Origin of the sequence: Halomicrobium sp. IBSBa, assembly GCF_017612575.1 — an archaeon.
Classification (GTDB): Archaea; Halobacteriota; Halobacteria; order Halobacteriales; family Haloarculaceae; genus Halomicrobium.
On the sequence record NZ_JADPQC010000001.1, the window covers coordinates 1025127 to 1046936 of the forward strand.

22 protein-coding genes are annotated in these 21810 nt (G+C 63.7%); 4 read left to right on the forward strand and 18 right to left on the reverse strand.

Features of this window, described 5'->3' with window-relative positions:
* Positions 1–227 precede the first annotated feature (227 nt).
* The 18 genes from flaJ to IL252_RS05320 all read right to left on the reverse strand — a co-directional run bounded on the left by flaJ (position 228) and on the right by IL252_RS05320 (position 16549).
* Positions 228–1976, reverse strand: coding sequence for an archaellar assembly protein FlaJ (gene flaJ, locus IL252_RS05235; protein WP_208627147.1), 1749 nt, complete (start codon positions 1974–1976; stop codon positions 228–230).
* Complete coding sequence (locus IL252_RS05240) at positions 1976–3649, reverse strand: type II/IV secretion system ATPase subunit (RefSeq protein ID WP_208627148.1); 1674 nt, start codon at positions 3647–3649, stop codon at positions 1976–1978. The genes flaJ and IL252_RS05240 overlap by 1 nt, the downstream gene beginning before the upstream one ends.
* Positions 3649–4410 carry an ATPase domain-containing protein gene (locus IL252_RS05245; protein WP_170092539.1) on the reverse strand — a complete coding sequence of 254 codons (762 nt, stop codon included), beginning with the start codon at positions 4408–4410 and terminating at the stop codon, positions 3649–3651. The genes IL252_RS05240 and IL252_RS05245 overlap by 1 nt, the downstream gene beginning before the upstream one ends.
* Entirely contained in the window at positions 4407–4859 is a 453-nt protein-coding gene (locus IL252_RS05250) for a flagellar protein G (RefSeq protein WP_208627149.1), read from the reverse strand. The genes IL252_RS05245 and IL252_RS05250 overlap by 4 nt, the downstream gene beginning before the upstream one ends.
* A gap of 1 nt (position 4860) precedes the next feature.
* On the reverse strand, positions 4861–5304 hold the full coding sequence (locus IL252_RS05255; RefSeq protein WP_208627150.1) for a flagellin: 444 nt from the start codon (positions 5302–5304) through the stop codon (positions 4861–4863).
* Positions 5288–6946: a FlaD/FlaE family flagellar protein gene (locus tag IL252_RS05260; RefSeq protein ID WP_208627151.1), complete on the reverse strand. Its 1659-nt coding sequence runs from the start codon at positions 6944–6946 to the stop codon at positions 5288–5290. The genes IL252_RS05255 and IL252_RS05260 overlap by 17 nt, the downstream gene beginning before the upstream one ends.
* A gap of 245 nt (positions 6947–7191) precedes the next feature.
* A complete protein-coding gene (locus IL252_RS05265; RefSeq protein ID WP_208627152.1) occupies positions 7192–7710 on the reverse strand; it encodes a chemotaxis protein CheD in 519 nt (172 codons plus the stop codon).
* Positions 7711–7712: 2 nt separating this feature from the next.
* Positions 7713–8924, reverse strand: coding sequence for a chemotaxis protein CheC (locus tag IL252_RS05270; protein ID WP_208627153.1), 1212 nt, complete (start codon positions 8922–8924; stop codon positions 7713–7715).
* Between the two features lies 1 nt (position 8925).
* Positions 8926–9285: a chemotaxis protein CheY gene (cheY, locus tag IL252_RS05275; RefSeq protein WP_012807767.1), complete on the reverse strand. Its 360-nt coding sequence runs from the start codon at positions 9283–9285 to the stop codon at positions 8926–8928.
* 108 nt (positions 9286–9393) lie between these two features.
* Complete coding sequence (locus IL252_RS05280; RefSeq protein ID WP_208627154.1) at positions 9394–11418, reverse strand: hypothetical protein; 2025 nt, start codon at positions 11416–11418, stop codon at positions 9394–9396.
* Positions 11415–11900 (reverse strand): hypothetical protein, encoded by a 486-nt coding sequence (locus IL252_RS05285; protein WP_208627155.1) that lies wholly within the window; start codon positions 11898–11900, stop codon positions 11415–11417. Before IL252_RS05285 ends, IL252_RS05280 begins: the two co-directional genes overlap by 4 nt.
* A 46-nt stretch (positions 11901–11946) precedes the next feature.
* The gene (locus IL252_RS05290; RefSeq protein WP_153554396.1) at positions 11947–12507 is read right to left on the reverse strand and encodes a hypothetical protein; all 561 of its coding nucleotides are present in this window, start codon (positions 12505–12507) and stop codon (positions 11947–11949) included.
* 90 nt (positions 12508–12597) lie between these two features.
* Positions 12598–13260 carry an archaellin/type IV pilin N-terminal domain-containing protein gene (locus IL252_RS05295; protein ID WP_208627156.1) on the reverse strand — a complete coding sequence of 221 codons (663 nt, stop codon included), beginning with the start codon at positions 13258–13260 and terminating at the stop codon, positions 12598–12600.
* A 320-nt stretch (positions 13261–13580) separates the two neighbouring features.
* Positions 13581–14243 (reverse strand): archaellin/type IV pilin N-terminal domain-containing protein, encoded by a 663-nt coding sequence (locus IL252_RS05300; protein WP_208627157.1) that lies wholly within the window; start codon positions 14241–14243, stop codon positions 13581–13583.
* A gap of 213 nt (positions 14244–14456) precedes the next feature.
* Positions 14457–14735: a hypothetical protein gene (locus IL252_RS05305; protein ID WP_012807774.1), complete on the reverse strand. Its 279-nt coding sequence runs from the start codon at positions 14733–14735 to the stop codon at positions 14457–14459.
* Between the two features lie 107 nt (positions 14736–14842).
* Positions 14843–15178 carry a helix-turn-helix domain-containing protein gene (locus IL252_RS05310; RefSeq protein WP_153554399.1) on the reverse strand — a complete coding sequence of 112 codons (336 nt, stop codon included), beginning with the start codon at positions 15176–15178 and terminating at the stop codon, positions 14843–14845.
* 147 nt (positions 15179–15325) lie between these two features.
* Positions 15326–16051 carry an ATPase domain-containing protein gene (locus IL252_RS05315; protein ID WP_153554400.1) on the reverse strand — a complete coding sequence of 242 codons (726 nt, stop codon included), beginning with the start codon at positions 16049–16051 and terminating at the stop codon, positions 15326–15328.
* Positions 16052–16123: 72 nt separating this feature from the next.
* Positions 16124–16549, reverse strand: coding sequence for a chemotaxis protein CheW (locus IL252_RS05320; protein ID WP_170092549.1), 426 nt, complete (start codon positions 16547–16549; stop codon positions 16124–16126).
* Between the two features lie 179 nt (positions 16550–16728).
* Between IL252_RS05320 and IL252_RS05325 the strand changes: the two genes are divergently transcribed.
* Genes IL252_RS05325 through IL252_RS05340 form a run of 4 tightly spaced genes read left to right on the forward strand, consistent with a single transcriptional unit; the run spans position 16729 to position 21802 of the window.
* Positions 16729–17805, forward strand: coding sequence for a chemotaxis response regulator protein-glutamate methylesterase (locus IL252_RS05325; RefSeq protein ID WP_208627158.1), 1077 nt, complete (start codon positions 16729–16731; stop codon positions 17803–17805).
* A 1-nt stretch (position 17806) separates the two neighbouring features.
* Complete coding sequence (gene cheA / locus IL252_RS05330; protein WP_208627159.1) at positions 17807–19756, forward strand: chemotaxis protein CheA; 1950 nt, start codon at positions 17807–17809, stop codon at positions 19754–19756.
* Positions 19757–19769: 13 nt separating this feature from the next.
* A complete protein-coding gene (locus tag IL252_RS05335; RefSeq protein WP_208627160.1) occupies positions 19770–20579 on the forward strand; it encodes a protein-glutamate O-methyltransferase CheR in 810 nt (269 codons plus the stop codon).
* On the forward strand, positions 20576–21802 hold the full coding sequence (locus IL252_RS05340) for a HEAT repeat domain-containing protein (protein WP_170092553.1): 1227 nt from the start codon (positions 20576–20578) through the stop codon (positions 21800–21802). Before IL252_RS05335 ends, IL252_RS05340 begins: the two co-directional genes overlap by 4 nt.
* Positions 21803–21810: the final 8 nt, after the last annotated feature.

Genomic DNA, 21810 nt, shown 5'->3' on the forward strand with positions numbered 1-21810 from the left:
CCGGCTGTACATCTGTGAACGATTTCGCCACCCCGGGGTGGCGAAGATCTTCACGAACTGACAGCCGGCAGTATAAGCATCCGGGCGACCGAGCGGTCCGAAGGACCCGGCAGGTCGCCCGGTTCACTCCGAGCGCGGCGAAGCCGCGACTCGGAGGTGTTTTTGTACTAAATTTTTGCGAGTGGGGGTGCCCGCAGCGTAGCGAGGACACCCCCCGAAGTAAAAATTTAGATGCCGATAAACTGCGTCACCAGCCACTTGGTGGCGATCGAGGTGACGCTGCCGATCCAGGCGAGCAGGACGAAGTGCATGTAGGTGTTGCCCTTGTGGCCGCCGTCGACCGTCCGGACCATCAGCGCCGACAGCATCGCGCCGAACATGATGATGATGATCAGCAGGAACTCGATCAGCGGGATGTTGTAGACGCCGGTGTTGATGAGCGTGCTGGCGTCGAACCCGGCGTTCGAGGAGAGGTTCAGCGACATCGACGAGAGGATGTTGACGACCTGCAGGCCGATGAAGAAGGCGAACGTCGAGGCCGCGGTGATACCGTACAGCAGGCCGATCAGCGTCGTGGCGGCCTGGTTGCGCTGGGTGCGCAGCGCCTGGATCTCGTTCATGTTGGCCGCGATGAGTTCGCCAAGCAGTTTCGGCGAGCCACCCATCTCGCGGCCGATGAGGTACATCTCCGAGAACGTCTGAATCAGGTAGGACCGACAGTCGGCGGTGAAGTAGCGCCAGGCCTCGGCGGGCTCGATGCGCATGTTGAGCCGCTTGTAGAGGTCGTCGACGTTGGGCGACAGCGCGCCGAAGTCCTTCTCGCGGAGCGTCCGCAGGACCATCGAGGTGGTCGACTGCTTCGCGCCTTCGGTCGCGCCGAGGGCGCGGATGAAACTCGGGAACTGATCGTCGCGACCCTTGACCTGCTGTTCTTCCTGTCGGATGACGATGCCGGGGATGAGGAGCGGGGTGATCGGGACGACGGCGTACATCGAGAGGGGAACGCTGTCCAGGAAAAAGAGGAGGTCGCCCATCGTGATCGGAGAGACGCCGAACATCCCGCCCAGCGAGATGAAGACGAGGACGGCGGTGAGAGCGACCCCGACGTAGGTCGACTTCTCGATGCGGTTCTCGACCTCGGAGGGGTACTCCTCGGGGTGGAACCACACCGGATCGTACGGTGCCATCGAGCGGATCGCGAGGTAGAACCCCGACTGAACGAAGATGTACATGACGATGACGGCGCTGACGGTCATCGTCGGGTCGGTCCCGGTCAGCACCGGTAGGACGACGGCGAACACGAGCGCGAACGTCATCGAGAGGACCATCGACAGGTAGAGGTCCTTCATCACTTCGAGGTTGTCCAGCGTCCCCTCGTACACCGTCGTGTAGTTCTGGATGATCTGCTCCTGTTCGCTGAGGAGGTAGTCCTCCAGCGACTGGCCGGCACCGAGCGTGTACGCGAGTCGGTCGAGGAAGTCAGAGACCGCCGCCGAGGGGACTTCCTTGGCACGTCGTCGGCAGGCGTCGTCGAGGCTCTGGTTCCAGGTGTCGACCAGTTCGACGATCCGGTGCATCTCGTTTGCCAGTTCGCCGTACTCCTCTTCCTGGGCCAGCGTCCGAAACACCTCCATGCGGTCGATCTTCGTCGTCGCCAGCACCGTCATGTGGGTGACCAGCAGGTGAAAGCGGTTGTTGAGCTGGCTGCGACGCTGTGAGATCAGGATCTTGGGGTAGAAGATCGCCGCGGTCATCGCCAGGAACCCCAGCATCGGGATCGGGGCCCGAATCATCATCGGCAGATCGAGCAACAGCGCGGCGACGGCGCTCAGCAAGAAGAAGGCGATCGCCGGCAGCAAGATCAAAAGGAGGTACCGCTGCAGCGGGATGTGCATCTGCCGGTACGCGTCCAGCAGGTCGTCGAAGATCTCGGACAGCGTCAGGTTCAGAGAGTTCTCCGCTTCGTTGGATCCCATCAGTCGGGACGTGCGATCGTGAAGGGGAGTCCTTCCACGCCGTCACGCTGGAAGTCCTCGATCAGTTGGTTCACTTCGTGGTAGCCGACGATGTTCTCCTGGATCGCTCGGCGGATGATGTTAGCCCGGAACTCCAGTTCGCCGTAGATCTCGCGGGTGTCCTCGTAGCCAAGCAGCGTCGCGATCTGCTCTTCGAGGACGTAGGAGTTGTTCATCGCCTGGAAGGTGATCTCGTCTTCGACGGGGTCCCAGTTGAACGCCTGTCGGGTGACGACGCCGTCCATCTCCTTCGAGTAGCCCTCGATCTCCTGGACCGAGGTGACGCGGCGAAGCACGTCGTCGCCCTGCTTGACGCGGTTCTGGAACAGCGCGATGTCTGCCACGTCCATGAACGTCTCCGGGACGTTGATGGGTTCGCCGGTAAAGCGCTGGATCATCGAGACGATGTCGCTGGCGTGGAACGTCAGCATGACCGGGTGGCCGGTCTGTGCGGCCTGGAACGCCATCCGACCCTCCTCGCCACGGACCTCGCCCACGATGATGTAGTCGGGGCGGGAACGCAGCGCGGCCGCCACGAGGTCGAACATGTCGACGCTGGTGCCCTCGTCTTCGCCCTCACGCGTGAGCAGTTTCTGCCAGGTGTCGTGGGGCGGCAGCACCTCGGCGGTGTCCTCCGCGGTGTAGATCTTCGAGTCGCGGGGGATGAACGACATGATGGAGTTCAGCGTCGTCGTCTTCCCCGACGCCGTCTCCCCGACGACGAAGACCGTCTGCTCGTTTTCTAGCGCGAGCCAGAGGTACGCCGACAGCTCCGGGCTGAGCGTGTTCCACTTGGTAATCTGGAAGATCGACAGCGGCGTCTCGGTCCCCTGGCGGATCGTGAGCGAGGGCCCCTTCGCGCTCACGTCGTCGGAGTAGATCAGGTTCAGACGCGACCCGTCCGGCAGCGTCGAGTCGACGATCGGGTCGGAGTCAGAGACCGGATCGCCCATCCGCTCGCCCATGTTTCGCAACCACTGGTCGAAGGCCGCCTCGGACTCCCACTCGACGGTGGTTTCGAGCATGCCGTAGACCTCGTGGTCGACGTGACACTCTTGGCGGCCGATGACGTGGATGTCCTCGTTTGCCGGGTCACGCATCACCGGTTCGAGCGGTCCGAGGCCGACGATGTCGCGGTTGAGCCGGTAGAGGATGTTCTCGTACGTACTCTCGGTCACCTCGACCTGTCCGACGCTGCCGAGGTTGGCGATGCGAGTCAGGACGCCGTCGTTGCCGTCCTCGTCGCGGATCTTGGTCGACTCCTGGAGCAGTTCTTCGATCCGGTCGTCGTACTCGTTTTCGTTCTGTGGCGCGGGCTTGTTGACGGACTTCTGGAGGAGCTTGTTCCGGACTTTGCTGAAGACGACCGACTCGTCTTCGTCGAGTTCCGGCTCGATGGCGTAGTACTTCATGTCCTGTCCGATGTCGCCGTAGACGTGACAGAAGATCGGGCCACCGACGGGGTAGAGCACGTTTGGCCGGTCGGACTCGTAGTCGTCGTCGGCCTCCTCGATGAACTTGGGGAACTCGCCGGTGATCTGCTTGAACTTCTTCAAGTGGTCCCGCAGGTGTGGTCGTCGCGCCGCTACTTGTCGAAGTTCGTCGGATGGTTTGGGTCGTCCGTGGTCTGTCATTAGGCAACACTCCTGGATTCGATGACGATGCCGGTCCCCGACCGCACCGAGAACCCGATGGTGTCACCGACCTGTTCGCCCATCCCGGCGAAGCGTTTGACGCTGACCTGCCGGCGCACGTCGTTGCCGACCTCGACCATCTCCAGTTCGATGAACACGTCGGCGATCGCGCGGAAGGGACCGATCGCTTCTTCGGCCAGCGTCGAGGGGTCGACGGTCAGCATGATGCACTGGCCCCGAGAGATCACGTCCCGGAAGAAGGAGATGATCTCCAGGGCGGCCTGTCGCTCCTCGTTCTGGCGGACCAGTGCCTCGAACTTCGGGTCGTTACGCAGGATGGCGTCGAACGTGTCGATGATGATCACGTCCGACTCCCACATCACCTCGGCTTCCATCAGCCGACGGAGCAGTTCCTTGCGGTCTTGCTCCTCCTCGTTGCCCGAGAAGGTGTTCCCGTCGCCGATGTCCGCGTGCAGGAACAGCAGGTTCTCGTCGAGGATGTGATCGACCACGTCGTACGACAGCGAGTGCATCTGGTCGAGGAAGCTCCCGACTGTCAGCTCCGTCGACAGCATCGTCACGTCGTTGTCCTCCTCACAGAGGCCGTAGCTGAACCGCTGGCTCATGGCCGACTTCCCCGCCCCGTAGTCGCCCTCGACGAGGATGATACTGCCCGGGGGAATTCCTCCGCCCAGCTCCTTGTTCAATCGGTCGTGATCGTCCAGTCCCAGCGAGTACAGATCGTTACGTGCGATACTCATGTTCGGAATTCGAACACCTCCTCGTCACCGTTGACGACGATCTTCACCCGGTGGTCGCCGGGATCGAGCGGTTCCGAGATGTCCACGCGGACCACGTCACCAGCGCCCCAGACCTCGGCTCCGCCCACCAGTGTCACCTCCACGTCCGTCTGGTAGGCACCGTCGACGAAGATGTCGAGCCGGTCGGCTCTAGCCGGCAACTGTAACGTGCCGGTGTTCTTGACGTGGAGCGTGATGTTCTCGTTGCCGTCGGCGTTGTAGATCGCGTCGCTACCGCTGTCGGAGATGATCTCGATGTCGCTGCGAACGTCGGAGCTCACGTCGACGCCTTGTTCGCTGATAGCGTCGCTGAGCTGGCCGACGCTGTCGGTGAACACCCCGACGACGCTGGCGGCGACCATCATGCTCGCGATGAAGATGATCAGGTGGGACGCAGAGACGCCTGCCATCTCAGGCCACCTCCGTCGTCGTCGCCGTGTCGGCGACGCCGGTTCCGGAGACGACCTTGACGCGCCCCGGATCGTCGTTGATCTCCGTCACGGTGATCGTCAGCTGCTCCTGTGAGAGCCACAGATCGGTGTCACGGTCGCCGTCGACCGACGTGTTGTACCCCGACTGGTAGCTGTTGTTGGCCAGCAAGTCGACGTCGCTGACCGCCAGCGACTCCGCGCCGGTGTTGTTGACCGCGACCGTCAGCGTTCGGCTGGTGGTGTTCCAGGTCGCGCTCGTCACGTCGATGGCCGTGTTCTGCTGGGCCAGGGTCCGGTCGGTCCGGTCCTCCTGGGCCTCGGAGACGCGCTCGAAGCCGTTGGTCGTCGCCGTGTGGAACATGCCGAAGGCGATGAACATCCCGGCGAAGACGATCGCCGCCGAGCCACTAACGCTGAAGCCCATCGGAACCACCTCCGCGAACCAGCTTCGACAGGGCCACTGCATCGGCCCCGCTGTCCTCGTCGAGCTGACTGATGTAGTGGAGACTCCGCGTGTGGTGGTCGATCGTCAGCCCGCCCTGACCGCCGGACTCGTCGAAGCCACGGAGGACCTCGTGGAGGTCGTCGGCGACGGCCTCGTCGATCCAGTCGATCCGCTCGTAGTAGTCGATGGCGCGTGCGGCTTCCCGGTAGCTCGCCTGTTCGAGGAGGTATTCGAGCCACTCGACGACGATCAGGTCGCTGGCGAAGCCGCCGGGAAGCTCCGAGAGGTACGGCTTGCCGCCGTCTGCTGTCGACGCGTTGGTCGTCTGCTCCGGCTCTGGCTCGGGTTCGGGTTCCGCCGTCGTTTCCGGCTCTGGCTCTGGTTCCGGCTCTGCCGTCGTCGTCGGCTCCGGCTCTGGTTCTGGTTCGGGTTCGGCCGTCGTGGTCGGCTCTGGTTCCGGTTCTGGTTCCGGCTCGGGTTCCGGTTCCGACTCGGTCGCGTCCGCCTCGGCCGTGAGGTCCTCGTCGTCGTCCTCGATGACGTCGTCGAACAGATCGTCGTCCGCGAGACCGTCGAGATCGTCGTCCTCCTCCTCGACATCCGAGGAGAGTTCGTCGCCGTCTTCGAGGGCCATGTCGTCGCCATCGTCGTCCTCGTCGAGAGCCATGTCGCCGCCGGGACTGTCCTCTTCTGCCCACTCGGCGTCGCCGGAGTCGTACTCGTCTTTGAGCTCCTGAAATGATTTGCCGCCCTCCCCGTCGCCACCGTCGTCCATGTCCATGCTCATGTCGTCGTCCTCCTCGTCGAAGTCGCCGAGGTCGTCGCCCCCCTCGTCGAAGTCGTCGAAGTCGTCGTCGAAACTGCCGCCGTCGTCTTCGAAACCGCCGTCGTCGCTACCGTCCTCTGAAAACACGTCGTCGACGCTGTCATCGCCGCCGCCGAGGTCGTCGCCGTCGTCCTCGACCAGATCCTCGTCGAAGAATCCCTCGGCGTCCGCGTTGGCGATGTCCTCGTCGATGTCCTCTTCTGCTTCCTCGTCGCCGTCGTCGAAGAGGCCGAAACCGCCGCCTCCGCCGCCCATGCCGCCACCACCGCCCATACCGGCGTCGATGTCGTCTGCGAAGGGGTTGACGCCACGGGTGACCATCTCGTAGATGTCCAGCAGCTTGCGGACGTTCTCTTCGACTTCCTCGACGGACTCGCTGATCTGTTCGTTTTCCGTCCGGACCGTGTTGACCGTCGACGACAGCGACCCGACCTCGTTTTCGAGCTCGTCGAGCCGGTGTTCGAGTTCGTCGGTGTCCTGGCCCGCATCGTCCATGTCGCCGAACTCGTCGCCACCGAACCCGTCCATGTCGTCGCCGCCACCCATCCCACCGAGGTCGCCGAACTCGTCGTCACCGCCGTCGTCGGCCATGAGCCCTCCGCCGTCGGCGAGTTCGTCGCCGTCGTCACCACCCGCGTCGTCCGACTCCTCGTCGTCCGAGAGAATGGAGTCGAACATGTTCTTGATGCTCATCCCGACGAGCCCGCCAGTGAGGAGAACGACGAGAGCGGGCGCGAAGATCGATCCCTCCGGGATCGCCACCTGAAGCGTCGGGAAGAGCGCAATGCTACTCATCGTACCTAAAACTGGATGTTCATACCCTTCAATATTCCGTCTACCCTATCATATCTGATAACAGGCCCGTTAGTTACTGGCCTGAATAGAGAAATAAACAGTGGAGAGGGTGGCGAGATCGGCAGCCAGATCCTTCCGACACGTCGGCACGGGAAGGATCGTCAGACGAACGGTATCGACCGCGTCCCCGTCCGTCGCGTGTCTGGCATGCGTCAGACGCGGCTGCCCGACGACGCCTCCCGTGGCTACAGCGTCGCGGTGCCCTGACTCGCGCTCTTGACGACCAGATCGCCAGTCGCGGCTTCGAGGCGAAGTGATCGACCGTAGTCGCCGCCGACATCCTCGCCGAGGATCGGGATATCGTTCGCCGCGAGCGTCTCGCGGACGGTGGCGGCGTTGCGAGAGCCGATGCTGGAGCCGTTCTCCGAGAAGTCGAGCATGTCGCTCCCGCCCGCGATCTTCGCCTCCGTGGAGCGACGCTGTGCGCCGGCCCGCTCCATCTCTTCGAGCAACATCTCGACACCGGTGTCGGCGAACTTCGCACGAGCGCCCTCGCCCTCGTCGTGTCGTGGCAGCATCACGTGAACGAGACCCGCGGTGTTCGAGTCCGGGTCGTACAGTGCGACCCCGATACAGGATCCCAGCCCGCTGGTGGTCAGCACCGCCTCGTCCGTCGTCACCGCGTACTCGGCGATACCGACCTTCTTGCGCTCGGGCTGCCCGACCGACTCCTGTTCCGTCTGGCTCCCGTCGTACACTTTCATTGTCAGAATATCTGTTCTACGTCGGCGTCGGTCTGGTCGGCCCTGTCCACTTCGAGTTCCTCGAGTGCCTGTCGAAGCTCTTTCTCGTCGGGGAGAGCGTGGATCTCGCTGCTGAACTCGATCTCGTCGGTCCGCATCTCCGACTCGATGATGAACGAGTGTTCCTGGTGCTGGCCGACCTGTGCCGCGAGCGGGTCGACAATCGCCTGCCCGATGTCGTGGACGAGCTGTGGCGGAGTGTGATCGACCGACGTCTGGAGGACGTTCGCCCAGCCGTCGACGAAGCCACTGGTCATGATGTTGCCCAGCTCCTCGATCGCGGCCTTGTGTTGGTCGGTGAGCCCCTCGCCGTCCGGTTCGGTCGGCATCAGCGCTTCGGCGACGTTCTGGGCCGAGACCTCGTCGAACAACACCAGGAGGTAGCCACTGGGGACGCCAGTGAACTCCACGACCGTGCCGACGTAGGTGTCGTCGCCGACCTGTTTGGGCACGTCTTCGATGGGTGCGAAACTGATCTGGGTCACTTCCGCCTCCGTCGGGATGCCGGTCATCATCTCGACGTTCTCGGCCGCCTGTTCGGTCCCGCTGGTCGTCATCTCGTTGAACACGCTCAGCTTGTCGATCGGGATGGCGTCGCCGCCCGGCTCCGCGTGGTCGGTCATCAGCTCTGCGAGCGTGTCGTACTCGGGGAGCATGTAGATGTAGAAGTTGAGCGACTCGCCGACCCACTCGATCTGGGACTTGAAGACGAACACCTGTGGCTGGTCGGCCACCGTCGGCGCTGGCGGGAGTACGTCGGCGCCGGTCGCCTCGATGTACTCGGGGGGACTGTGCTCGATGGTCGTGCCGAGGTAGTCGGCCCACCCGTCGATGAAGCCGCTCATCATGATGTTGCCGATCTCCTCGACGCTGCTCTGTGCCATCTCGCCGTCCGCACCGCCGGGCACCAGCGCCTCCGTGATCGGACCGACCGAGTCCGACTCGAAGACCAGCACGGTGTCGCCGTCGAGTGCGCCCTCGAAGTCGAACTGCACACCGACGAAGTCCTGACCGGCGAGTTCCTCGCCGACGTCGTCCCGGTTCAACAGCGTGATCTTCGTCACGTCGACGACCGCGTCGATGCCGGTCATCTGGGCCAGCGACTGGGTCGCCTGTTCGGCCCCCTCGTGTGCGAGCTGGTTGAACGTACCGAGCGACTGAATGTCGACTTTCATCTTACGAGGGGACGACGTCCTCGATGGCCTCCATCACGCTGGGTTTCTGGAACGGCTTGGTGATGTATCCGTCGGCACCGGCCTTGACGGCCTCTTTCATCTTCTCTTCCTGGCCGACGCTCGTACACATGATGACGTTGGCGTCGGGGTTGGACGTCTTGATCTCGTCGGTCGCCTCGATCCCGTCCCGGATCGGCATCACGATGTCCATCATCACCAGATCCGGTGTCTGTTCTTTGTACACCTCGACAGCCTCGACGCCGTTTTCGACCTCCCCCACGATGTTGTGATCCTCTTCGAGGATCTCGCGCAGGAGGTTGCGCATAAACTCCGAGTCGTCGGCAATCAGTACGTCTGGCATACCTATCACTGCAACTGTACCGTGAATAGCTAAATAAACCCTTGCACGGAATTATCGGGCTTGATATTCGCTCGACGGCAGCCAGGTTCCGGACGTTCGAAGGGGCGATCACAGAATCGGCACAAGACGGGCGATCAGCTCGACGGCGTCGAACGCGAACGGGCCGTACGCGAAGTATTCCACCGACGCCAGTGAGAGGTAGACGGTCGTCGCGCCACCGGCCAGCGCCATCCCGACGGCGACGGATCGGGGCGAGACGCGAGCGGGAACGAGGGTCCGACCGACGACGAGGACGGCCGCGACAGCCGCGATACAGAGCCCGAGCAGCGCGTGGAACTGGATCGCTTCCCCGAGTGCCGGATCGAGGACGCCGAGAACGACCGCGACCAGAACCGACCCGGCCAGGACCGTGCCGGCGTAGACACCAGCGGTCGTCCGGGGTGCCCCAGTAATCGCCTCCCGAACCGCAGGGAGACGGAAGGGACAGTACGACGCCAGTGCGATCACCGGCAACAGGTACCGGACAGTGAGCTGGCTGAACAGCGGAAGTCGGGGGAGATAGACGAGCGTGAGGACGACGGCGTAGCTCGCGACGAGCAGATCCGTCTGGCGTCGCGGTCCCAGCCGAGCGGCGGCGACGCCGTGACGCCGGAGGCGGACGACGGCGACCGCCGGGAGCGCGAGGAGCGCCCCAACGATCGGCGTCGACTCGACGACCGAGAGATCGATCGGCTCGTAGTCGTTGACCCCAGACAGGGACGCCGAGTGGCCGCGTCGGACAAAAATCTCCCAGAGCCGCTCGTGTTCGCCAGCGGCTGCAACGCCGTCGGAAACCGCCGAGACGGCGTAGTTGCCGATAAACGCGACTTCCGACAGGACCGTCCTGGCGAGCGTCGAGAGTGCGAAAAGCGGCGACAGGAGTCCGAAGAGTTCGTCGAGGAGTGTCCGCTGTGTCCCGTCGCCACCAGTCGAGTCGGCGTCCACGCCGTCACCAGTCGGGTCAGCGCCCACGTCGCCACCGGCCGTTCCTGAGCCCGCGTCACCGCCACCCGCTTCGGCCCCACCGGTCGGTGCGAGTTCGACGCTCTCGGGCCCGACGCCCGGAAGAAGTCGCGGCGGACGGAGTGGATTCCCGTTGATGAGCGCGTTCGTGACGGCCATTGGGAGCACGGAGAGCGCGAAGATTCCCCCGACAACGGCGAGACGGCGTCGGCTCTTCCGGGGTTCGGTGAGGAAGTCGACGGCGAACAGCGCGGCAGTGAGGAAGAACCCCTCGAAGGCGTGGACCCACGCGACCAGCCCGAGCGCACCGTACGCGAGGCCGTGTGCGACGTAGCTCGCCCGGCCGTCCAGTTGCCGGCTCCGCGCGAACGCGAACACGGAGCCGAAGACGAGCGCCGTGACCAGCACGTGACGCTTCGGAATCGTCGCCCAGAAGCCGACCGGCGTCGCGAGCGCGAGGGCGACCCCCGCGGCGACGGCCACCCGCCGGTCGTGGAACGTACCGACGAGCCGGTAGCACGACACCGCGACCAGTCCAGCGGCCGCGAGCGTACTGAGCTGGAGCGCGACCAGCGGCAGCTGAGATCGGTCGAGCGCGGTCGCGAACACGACCGCAACGGCGAACCAGGCGCTCGCGACGACGACGGCGACGAGACGGAGCCACCGTCGATCGAAGTGGGCGGCCAGCCGTCGCCCGAGGCCGACGACGCCGAGCGCCCACCCACCGGCGAGCACGAGCCGGGGCGGCGCGACGGCGCTGGCCCCCTCAAGGAGCCAGAGGAAGGGCAGCGCGGCCACGACCTGTCCGTAGTTGCGGGCGTAGAACCGACCCCCGTACTCGTGGAGGCCGGGCTGGGTGCCAAGCGTCAGCGAGTACTGGAAGTCCGTCGGTGTCATCGCGAGCCGGCCGTCCCCAAGATTCGCGACGGCGTTGGCGATGGGGTACGTGTCCGTGATGAAGAGGCCGACCCGCCAGGACAGCGCCAGCACCAACACGACAGCGAGCCACAGCGTCACGCCGACGCCGTCACCGAAGACGAACCGGCCGGCACGATTCCCGTACCGGGAGAGACCGTCCGACCAGACCGAACGGAACTGGGCCTCGACGCCGCTCGGACGATCACCGCTCATGGACGAACCTCGACGGTTTCGTCGGTCTCGAACACCGTCTGGTCGTACTCGAAGCTCTGGACGCGAACGGTGATCGTGGCCCGGTACCGCTGTTCGGTGACGCTGTCGGGATCGAGGCCACGATCGCGCATCCCGAGACGGACGGTCCCGGACCGTCCGCCGGAGAGCAGTTTGGTCGTGGTGCGATCGACGCCGAGTTCGGGCACTGACACCCGGTAGACGAGCCGTGGCCGCCCCTCGATGTCGGAGACTGCGACGGTCGCGTCGGGGATCCGAAGATAGTCGACACCCGTGCCGAACCGGCCGCCCTCGACGAGCAGCCCGCTCGTGTCGAGCCGTTCGACCGTGGCGTTGGCCCGCCCGTCGCCGACGGTCGTCGGATTCCGTGCGGTCGCGTCGACGACCCCGAACGGACCGGTCAGAAGGAGCGTGACCGCGACGACGGCGACGGCGAGCCGTTCGAGGCGGGCCACGGAGACCATACTACCAGAGCTACTGCCACGATCGACATTAAATGATTCGCACCACCTATAGCTGGACGCCGTCCTCGCCTTCGACGGCCGCCAGCAGCTCCGCGATAGAGTCGTCCGGGGAACAGCCGCTCGTCTTGACGAGGTCTCGCAGACTCTCTGGGGGGTAGCGGACGGGAACGTTCGACTCGCTCAGGAGAATACCGAGCACCTCCTCGACCGGCGTCGAGCCGTCGACCTGACGGGCGTACCACAGCATGAGGCTCTCGAAGACGGTGATGATGTCGTTCGAGACCATCCGCTGTTGGCTCACGGTGCCGTCGAACTTGGCCGTCACGTCGAAGCCGTAGCGGGAGTTCCCCTCGTCCATGTTCTCCGCGAGCCACTCGTGGACGGTCGCGTCGTCCAGCGTCGGCTCGGGCTCTGGCGTCGGCTCGGGTTCGGGCGTCGGGTCCGGTGTGGAACGAGATGGCGTCGTCGAATCGGTCCGAACGTCGGGCGAGACGACGTACCTGCCCTCGTCGATCTGCTCGACGTGGTCGTCGTCGGAGATGTCGAGCTCTTCGGGCGAGAGGATCTTCCCGTCTTCCGGATTGGGCTCGTCGGGCCCCTCAGACATGTGTAACAGTGTGACACACTCAAATATAAGTCCGTCGCCCCGCAGCGGCGCTGGCCAGTGAGGTGAAAAACAGAGAAGCGTCGGCGTCAGTTAGAGGCTGACCGCAGATTTCCCGGAGAGGGATTCGGGCACGACCAGCGTCGCCGTCGTCTCGCCGCCGGCCTGCGTGTTCAGCTTGATCGTCGCGGTCGACCCTTCGTCGAGGTCGGCCTGCACGAGGTCAGCGTTGTCGAGGTTCCCGTCTTGATTGTTCGTCGAGTCGGTCTGGAACTTCATCGTCGCGCGGTCGGCCGGGTCGTTCAGGACGTTACTGTTGGAAATCGAGTTATCGTCGTCCTGGAACGTCGAGGTGACGAACGCCGCGTCACCGGACGTGCCGCCGCCTTCGGTCAGTGCTTGCTTACTCACCACGTCGAAGGTCCCGTCGGAGGAGACCCACTGTGCCGTCGTCGTCGTCAAGTCCACGTTGTCTGCACCGGGTGCCTTCTTGACGGTCAGTTCCACCGTCGTCACCTCGTCACCGTTGTCGTCGACGATGTCACTCCCGACGGCGTTGACCACTTGTAGTCGGTTCGTGACCTGCGCACTGGACTGTTCACCGCTCTCTTCTGCACTGGACTGCAGGAACCCGGCGGTGTTGATCAGCACACCGGCGGCGATCGCCGCGACCAGGACCATCGCAATGAACACGATCAGCGTCCCGATCCCGACCTGCCCGCGGTCGTTCTCGTCGTCGTCGAATAGTTCGATCATGGTTGTGTCGTGTCCCGAGTGCGAACACTCCGGACGCTACCAGAATGTGGTCACTACCCGGTAATAAGGCTAGGCCGCCAATTATCAACGAATGAATCGGCGATGTCGACGAGAGTCTCGGTTCTTGAAACTGAAAATCGAGATGCAAAGTCGAAGAACAGTCGATACGGACGGCACGATCGCCGGCATCTCTTCGAGAGAATTGACCACGGCCCGAGCGAAGACATCTTCCGACAGGGAACGTCGCGGCTCGATGCCACCGGGTGATCGCGAGCGTGTCGCTATCGGCTCTGGCAAAAACAGAGAAGTGTCGGCGTCAGTTAGAGGCTGACCGCAGATTTCCCGGAGAGGGATTCGGGCACGACCAGCGTCGCCGTCGTCTCGCCGCCGGCCTGCGTGTTCAGCTTGATCGACGCGGTCGACCCCTCGTAGAGGCTCGCACCAACGAGGTTGCCGGACAGATCAGAGTCGGGCGACGGGTTCGAGTCGGTCTGGAACTTCATCGTCGCGCGGTCGGCCGGGTCGTTCAGGACGTTACTGTTGGAAATCGAGTTGTCGTCGTCCTGGAACGTCGAGGTGACGAACGCCGCGTCACCGGACGTGCCGCCGCCTTCGGTCGTGGCGGTGTAACTGACGATGTCGAAGGTCCCGTCGGAGGAGACCCACTGTGCCGTCGTCGTCGTCAGGTCCACGTTGTCTGCACCGGGTGCCTTCTTGACGGTCAGTTCCACCGTCGTCACCTCGGAGCCTGCCTCGTCAGAGGTGATGTCGTTCCCCACTGCGTTGACCACTTGCAGTCGGTTCGTGACCTGCGCACTGGACTGTTCACCGCTCTCTTCTGCACTGGACTGCAGGAAGCCGGCGGTGTTGATCAGCACACCGGCGGCGATCGCCGCGACCAGGACCATCGCGATGAACACGATCAGCGTCCCGATCCCGACCTGCCCGCGGTCGTTTTCGTCGTCGTCGAATAGTTCGATCATGGTTGTGTCGTGTCCCGAGTGCGAGCACTCCGGACGCTACCAGAACGTGGTCACTACCCGGTAATAAGGCTAGTCCGCCAATTATCACAGTTGAAACGGACATCTCCAGGCGAAACAGCTGATTTCACAAGTGAGAAATTCGGAAAGGAACCGGATAGAACCGGCGTTTTCCGGATCGGTCCGGAAATCGAGCCGCGAGCCACGACAGAGCGGTCAGCTATCGTAGGCGACGAGACTGTACATCACGAACAGGAACCCGAACGTCGTCAGTCCGCTGTTGACCAGCAGGAGCGACCGGACGCCCTCGAAGTCGTTGACGAACGCGCTGATCATCGTCGCGGCCGCACCGGCGACCGCCAGCGCGAACCCCAGCGAGAGGTGCAACATCGCGTCACGGGACGTCTGGACGTACGCACGCATAGCCATCCCGACCATCGTGAGTCCGGCGACGACGAAGACGAGCGTAGAGATAGCGTACAGGAGTTCTATCATCGGCACTAACGTACGCTATTCCGTTCCCGCTAATAAATCCACCCTCGAAAATATTGTTGCTGATAATCGAATGCGATCGTGATAACGGACCGGTGGCGCGTGCGTGACTATCCTTCCGAGAGGGTCCGCCAGGCCTCGTCGAGTTTGTTGGTCACTTCCGACCGGTCCTCGACGTGGACGGAGAGTTCATCGTCGAAATCGACGGTGACTTCGTCGACAGAACGGCGATAGACCTTGATGCGGCGGCGGTCGTCAGAGAGAATGTTGTCGTGCAGTTCGAGCAGGTCGTGTTCGGTCAGCTCGTCGATCCGGCGGTAGCACGTCGCGATCGGGATTCCCAGCTCGTCGCTGAGTTCCTGGGCGGACGCGGGCTCGTCCGTGGCATCCAAGATCTCTGCGCTGTATTTGTTCCCCAGCGTTTGCAGAATATCCACTGAAGCCATCGGTTATCAAATAATATATTCTGTCGATTATAAAGCTATCGCCCGTGATACTGGCCGATATCGATCTGATTTCGCCGAGGCCCCGATCGCCGAGGATCGCGAAAACCGTCGCCGTACTGCGTTTTTGTCGATAATAATAACGGCTGGTCAGATCGGCGAGTCCTCTTCGCTCATCATCGAGAACGCGCTGGCGTTTTCGTGGACCTTGATACCACCCCACGAGATCTCCATGGGGTAGATGTCCGTCTCGATGTCCTGTTTGCGCATCTTCGCGACCCAGACGTATCGGTTGACGCCGGTGTCGGTCGGCGTCTGGATCAGGTAGATGTTGCCGTCGGTGAGATAGTTCTCTAGGCCGATGTCCGTGTCGGGGAACACCGCACCCTGTTCGTTGGTCAGGAGGCTGGTCAGGTTGTTGTTGTTGAGGATGTCGGTGAACTTCAGCAGGTACGTGCGCTTTTCTTTCTCGTTTTCGAAGAACAGCTCGAACATCGTCAGCGAGTCGAGCACCAGCCGGTCGTACTTGTCGTCTTCGAGGTCGTCGAGGAGCAGTTCCAGAGAGGAAGAGAAGTCGTTCTCTCGAAGCAGGACCTGCTTGTCGTACACTTTGATGTCGCCGTTCTCGACGAATTCGGGCCACTTGTCGAAGCCGATCGACTCCGCGGCCTCTCTGAGGTCGGATTCGTTTTCTTCGAACGAGAGGTAGATCCCTTTCTCGTCGAACTGCTCGACGCCGTTGTAGATGTACTGGAGGCCGAGAATCGACTTCCCGGCACCGGGGTTCCCACTCACCAGCGTCGTCGAGTTCGTGACGATGCCACCGTTCAAGATTGCGTCGAGGCCGTCGATACCTGTCTTTGTGAGTTCGATCATTGTTGCTGTATCCGGAGATAGCGGTGCGGAATTGAGTTGAAATCTCGGGGCTGAGTAAAAAAGTCTTGCTCCCTAATTCGAGTGGACGACCCGGGGATCGACCCAGATGACGAAGTCGTCCTCGCGCTTGACGACGCCGCGGATCGACCCGTCGCTGTCGGCGGCCGGCGAGTCGTCGACCTGCTCGTCGGATATCTGGACTACCTGGTCGACTTCGTCGACGAGCCAGCCGGCGGCGCTCTGGTCTTCGATGATCTCCGGATCGAAGACGATGATCCGCTGTTCGGCACCGCTATCGCCGATCCCGAACACCGACTTGGGGTTCACGATCGACGTGGTCCGCCCGCGCAGGTCCATCACCCCTTCGACGTGGCGGGGCGCGTTCGGGACTGTCGTCAGGTCGCCCACGTCGACGATCTCCGTGACGTAGTCGATGCTGACGCAGTACGTCTCTTCGCCCAGTTCGAATTCGAGTACTTGACCTTCTGTTGTTGACATGCCTGACGACTCCCGGTTACGAGTACCGAGCCGATACGCCGACTTAAGCCTGCCCTCTGTGCTATCAAAGTTGATTACGTGGGCGGAGTCTTTATTTTGGTGCCACGCCCCCCTTTCAGGTAGCAATGGATCTGGCTCGACTGCGAACTATCGTCGACGTGCGCGGGCACGGGTGACCGATGGCCGGTAGTACACCCCGCGCCGTCGTCGCAGACGACTCTCACTTCATGCGTAGTGTCATCTCCGACATCCTGAACGAGGGTGGTGTCGACGTCGTCGCGGAGGCCAAAAACGGTCGCGAGGCGGTCGCGCTCGTCGACGAACACCGGCCGGACGTCGTGACCATGGACGTGGAAATGCCCGAGATGGACGGCATCAGTGCCGTCGAGCAGATCATGGAACAGTGCCCGACGCCGGTCCTGATGCTGTCGGCTCACACTGACGAGAACGCGGACGTGACCTTCGAGGCACTCGACGTGGGTGCGGTCGACTTCTTCACCAAACCCGGCGGAGAGGTCTCGATGGAGATGTCGCGGCTGAAAGATCAGCTCCTCGAGATGGTCCTGTCCGTGGCCGACGTGGACGTGTCGGGCACGTCGGGACACACACCGACGGCGTCGCCGGATCGGTCCACCACCAGTACGCCCGAGCCGGCTGCGGGCGACTACGAGGCGGACCCGACGTTGATCATCGGCTCCTCGACGGGTGGACCGAAGATGGTCGAGTCCGTCCTCTCGGAGTTGCCCCTAGCGGCGGACTTCCGGGTGCTGGTCGTCCAGCACATGCCTGGCGGTTTCACCGGACGGTTCGCGAAGCGAATCGACGCCCGGAGCGACTACGACGTACGGGAAGCCAAAGACGGTGACCGCATCGCGGGCGGCGAGGCGTTGATCGCGGCCGGCGATTACCACCTGCGGGTCAAGAACTACCGGAACGGCCGGCTGCGGGTCAAACTGTCTGACGACCCACCGGTCAACAGCGTCCGACCGGCCGTCGACGTGACCATGGAGACGGCCGCGGACGTAATCGACGACCCGCTGGTGGGAGTGATCCTCACCGGGATGGGCAACGACGGTGCAGCGGGTATCGAGCGGATCAAAGCGGCCGGCGGGCGGACCATCGCACAGGACGAGGCCACGTCGGCGGTCTACGGAATGCCACAGCGAGCGGCCGAGACGGGCTGTGTCGACAGCATCCTGCCGATCGAGGAGATCCCGGCAGGTATCGTCGAGACGATCAAACGAGAGGTGACATAACATGAACGATCAGTACCTCGATGCGTTTATTCGAGAGAGCGAAGAGGCGATCACGGAACTGAACAACTCCCTGCTGGATCTGGAGTCGGATCCGGAGGACACGGAAGCGATGGAGTCCATCTTCCGGACGGCACACACGCTGAAGGGGAACTTCGGCGCGATGGGCTTCGACGACGCGTCGTCGCTGGCCCACGCTATCGAGGACCTCCTGGACGAGATGCGGGACGGCAACATGCCCGTCACGCCGGACGTGATGGACCTGATCTTCGCGGGCGTGGACAAGATAGAGGCCATCGTCAGTGAGATCGAAGAACACGGCGAGTCCCGGACCGACGTAGACGAGATCGTCGACGACCTCCGAACGGTCCTCGAAGAGGGCGTCGACGCCGCCGAGAGCCCGGCCGACGACACGGACGGTTCGGACGAGACTGTCGACGACCAGACCGACACGGACTCGTCCGGAGACGAGGACGTTCCCGTCGAGACGAACGTCAGTCCCGACACGGCCGACGACAACGTCATCGCCGCGGAGATCGACATCGGCGACTCCGACATGCTGGGTGTCGACGCGATGCTGGCGATCGAGGCCGTCGAGGACTACTTCGAGGTGCTCGATGCCGCTCCGCAGCGCGAAGCCGTCGAAGACGGGGAGTTCAGCGACACGTTCACCCTCTACCTCGACGCCGAAGACGCCGGGACCGTCGACAACACGCTCTCCGGGATCGGCAAGATCGAGAGCGCGGAGACGGCGGACGTGACCGACGCGCTCAGCGAGAAAAGTGGAAGCACCAGCGACGAGACCGAACACAAGGTCGACGAGATCAAGTCCGTCCGCGTCGACGTCGACCAGCTCGACGACCTCCACGGACTCGTCGAACAGCTGGTGACCAGCCGAATCAAGCTCCGCCGTGCCGTCGAGCAGGACGACCTCGACGGGGCCGGCGAGAACCTCAACGAGCTGGACAAGATCACGGCGAACCTCCAGAACACCGTGATGGACATGCGCCTGATCCCGCTGAAGAAGGTCGTCGGGAAGTTCCCGCGACTGGTTCGGGACCTCTCGCGGGATCTGGGCAAGGAGGTCGACTTCGAGATCGAGGGCGAAGACATCGAACTCGACCGGACGATCCTCACGGAGATCTCCGACCCGCTGATGCACATCCTGCGCAACTCCGTCGACCACGGGATCGAGCCCCCGGAGGTCCGCGAAGAGAAGGGCAAGCCACGCACGGGCTCGGTCGAGCTCAGGGCCTCCCGCGAGCGCGATCACGTCATCATCCAGGTCGAGGACGACGGGGCCGGTCTCGACGTCGAGGCGATCAGAGACAAGGCCATCGAGAAGGGCGTCCGTTCGCCCGAAGAGCTAGAGGCGATGGACGACTCCTCGATCTACGACCTGGTCTTTCACCCCGGCTTCTCGACGGCCGACGAAGTCACCGACACGAGCGGCCGCGGCGTGGGCATGGACGTGGTCCACGACACCGTCACACAACTGGATGGCTCGGTCAACGTCGAGTCGACGCCCGGCGAGGGGACGACAGTGTCGCTTCGCCTGCCGGTGACGATGGCGATCGTCAAGGTGTTGTTCGTCGAGGTCGGCGACGAGGAGTACGGAATCCCGCTGAAGAACGTCGACGAGATCACCCGGGCCGACGACCGCAAGCAGGTCAACGGCAAGGACGTGATCAAACACAACGACGAGATCTACCCGATCATTCAGCTGGGCGAGACGTTCGACGTGCCCGGCGAGACCGCCAACGGCGACGGGATGCTCGTCCGCGTCCGGGAGTCCGAGCGCCAGGTCGCGTTGCACTGTGACTCGGTCAACAGCCAGGAGGAAGTCGTCGTCAAACCGCTGGAGGGGATCCTCAGCGGGACCCCCGGCCTGTCGGGGACCGCGGTGCTCGGCGACGGAAACATCGTCCACATCCTCGACGTGGTGACGCTATGACGAGGGCAGTTCGATGAGCCAGGGCGACCAGCGCCAGTTTCAGGAGCTGCTGGAGTTCATCGGTGCCGAGATGGACTTCGAGTCGGGGTTCTACAACGACGCGTACCTCGATCGCCGCATCACGGCCCGGATGCGCCGGACAGACATCGACAGCTACCGCGAGTACCAGCGGCGACTGGAGCGAGACGACGACGAGCGAGCGGCGCTGCTCGACTCGCTGTCGATCAACGTCACCGGCTTCTTCCGCAACCCAGAGGCCTGGGAGAGCCTCCGGAGCGTCCTCCGAGATCTGACCGACCAGCACCGCCGCGTGAACCTCTGGAGTGCACCCTGTGCCGACGGTCGAGAGCCGTACTCCGCGGCGATGCTCGCGCTGGACGACCCGCAGGTCGACGACCGGTCGGTCTCGATACTGGGGACCGACATCAACGAGGACATCCTCCGGGCGGCACGCGAGGGCACCTACGAGACCTCACACACCACGGACATCGCAGACGAGCTCGCCCCCCTCGACGACTACAGCGAGTACATCGAGCGCGAGGGCGACTCGTTTCGCATCCGGAAGCGGGTCAGCGACATGGTCGAGTTCGAGCAACACGATCTCATCCGCGGTGCGTCGAAGCGGGACTTCGACCTCGTGTTCTGTCGGAACCTCCTGATCTACATCGACGGCGAGTACAAGGTGCCGATCTTCGAGACGATCGAGGAATCGCTGCGTGAGGGTGGCTACCTGATGATCGGGATGACAGAGACGCTGCCGACCGCCTGCCGAGACAGCTTCGAGGCGGTCGACAAGCAACACCGCATCTACCGGAAGGTATGAGCCTCTACCAGCTGGAACGGGACGGCGAGGTACAGGAGATCATCCGGACACTCCGGGAGTCAGACAACCCGAAGGTCAGAGCGCGGGCGGCGGAGCTACTCGGGAACTTCCCGAACCACGACGACCGGCGGGACGTGGTCAACGCCCTCGTCGAGGCGGCCCAGGGCGAGGACAGTCGGATCGCCGCGACGGCCGTCGACTCGCTGGACGAGCTGGGCGGAGATGCGATCGAGCAGCTGATCGCCGACATGGCCGGCGTCGACTTCGGCGACGACGGAGCCGAGTGGGTCCGCGCGAAGGCGTTCACGCAGGCCCTCGACGCGGACGTGCCCGAACTCAGGATGGCGGCGGCCAACGGCCTCGGCCAGCTCGAACAGGCGGATACGGTCGGTCCGCTGTCGAACTGCTTCGACGACGACGATCCGCGCGTTCGGGCGCGGGCCGCGCGGGCCTGCGGGAAGATCGGCGATCCACGGGCAGTCGACCCACTGGAATCCCTACTCCGGGATCCGAAGGCGGCCGTCCGCAGGGAGGCCGCCGACGCGCTGGGCTCGATCGGGAACCGGCAGGCCCTCCAGGCGCTGCTCCCGCTGTACGAGGACGACAACGAGCGCGTCCGGCGGATCGCCGTCGGAGCCTTCGGCAACTTCGGCAACGACCGGCCCGTCGACTACCTCGTCGAGTCGCTCACCGACGACTCGTCCGGCGTCCGCCAGACCGCCGTCTACTCGCTGATCGAACTGCTCTCGAACGTCCCGACCGAGCAGAGCCACGAGATCCGGGACACCGTCGTCGAGCGACTCTCCTCGACCGACGACCGCAGCGTGGTCGTGCCGCTGGTCGAGATCCTCGAAGAGAGCACACAGAGCGCCCAGCGGCGCAACACCGCGTGGCTGCTGGGCCGGGTCACCGGCGAGCAAGAGCGCGTGCGCGTCATCGAATCCCTGATCGACGCGCTACACGAGGACGATCAGATGCTCCGGCAGTTCGCCGCGACCAGCCTGGCCGAGATCGACGGCGACGACGTGGAGCGGCGGCTCCTGTCGGTCGTCGAGGACGAGCAGGTCGACCCCGACGTGCGCGCACAGGCGATCTTCACGCTCGGGAAGGTCGGGAGCGAGCGCTCGCGCAAGACCCTGGACCGCATCATCGACCAGACCGAGAACGAGACGATCCGCAAGCGAGCGTTCTCGGCGATCTCCAAGCTCGGCGGCCGACGATGAACGCGAGG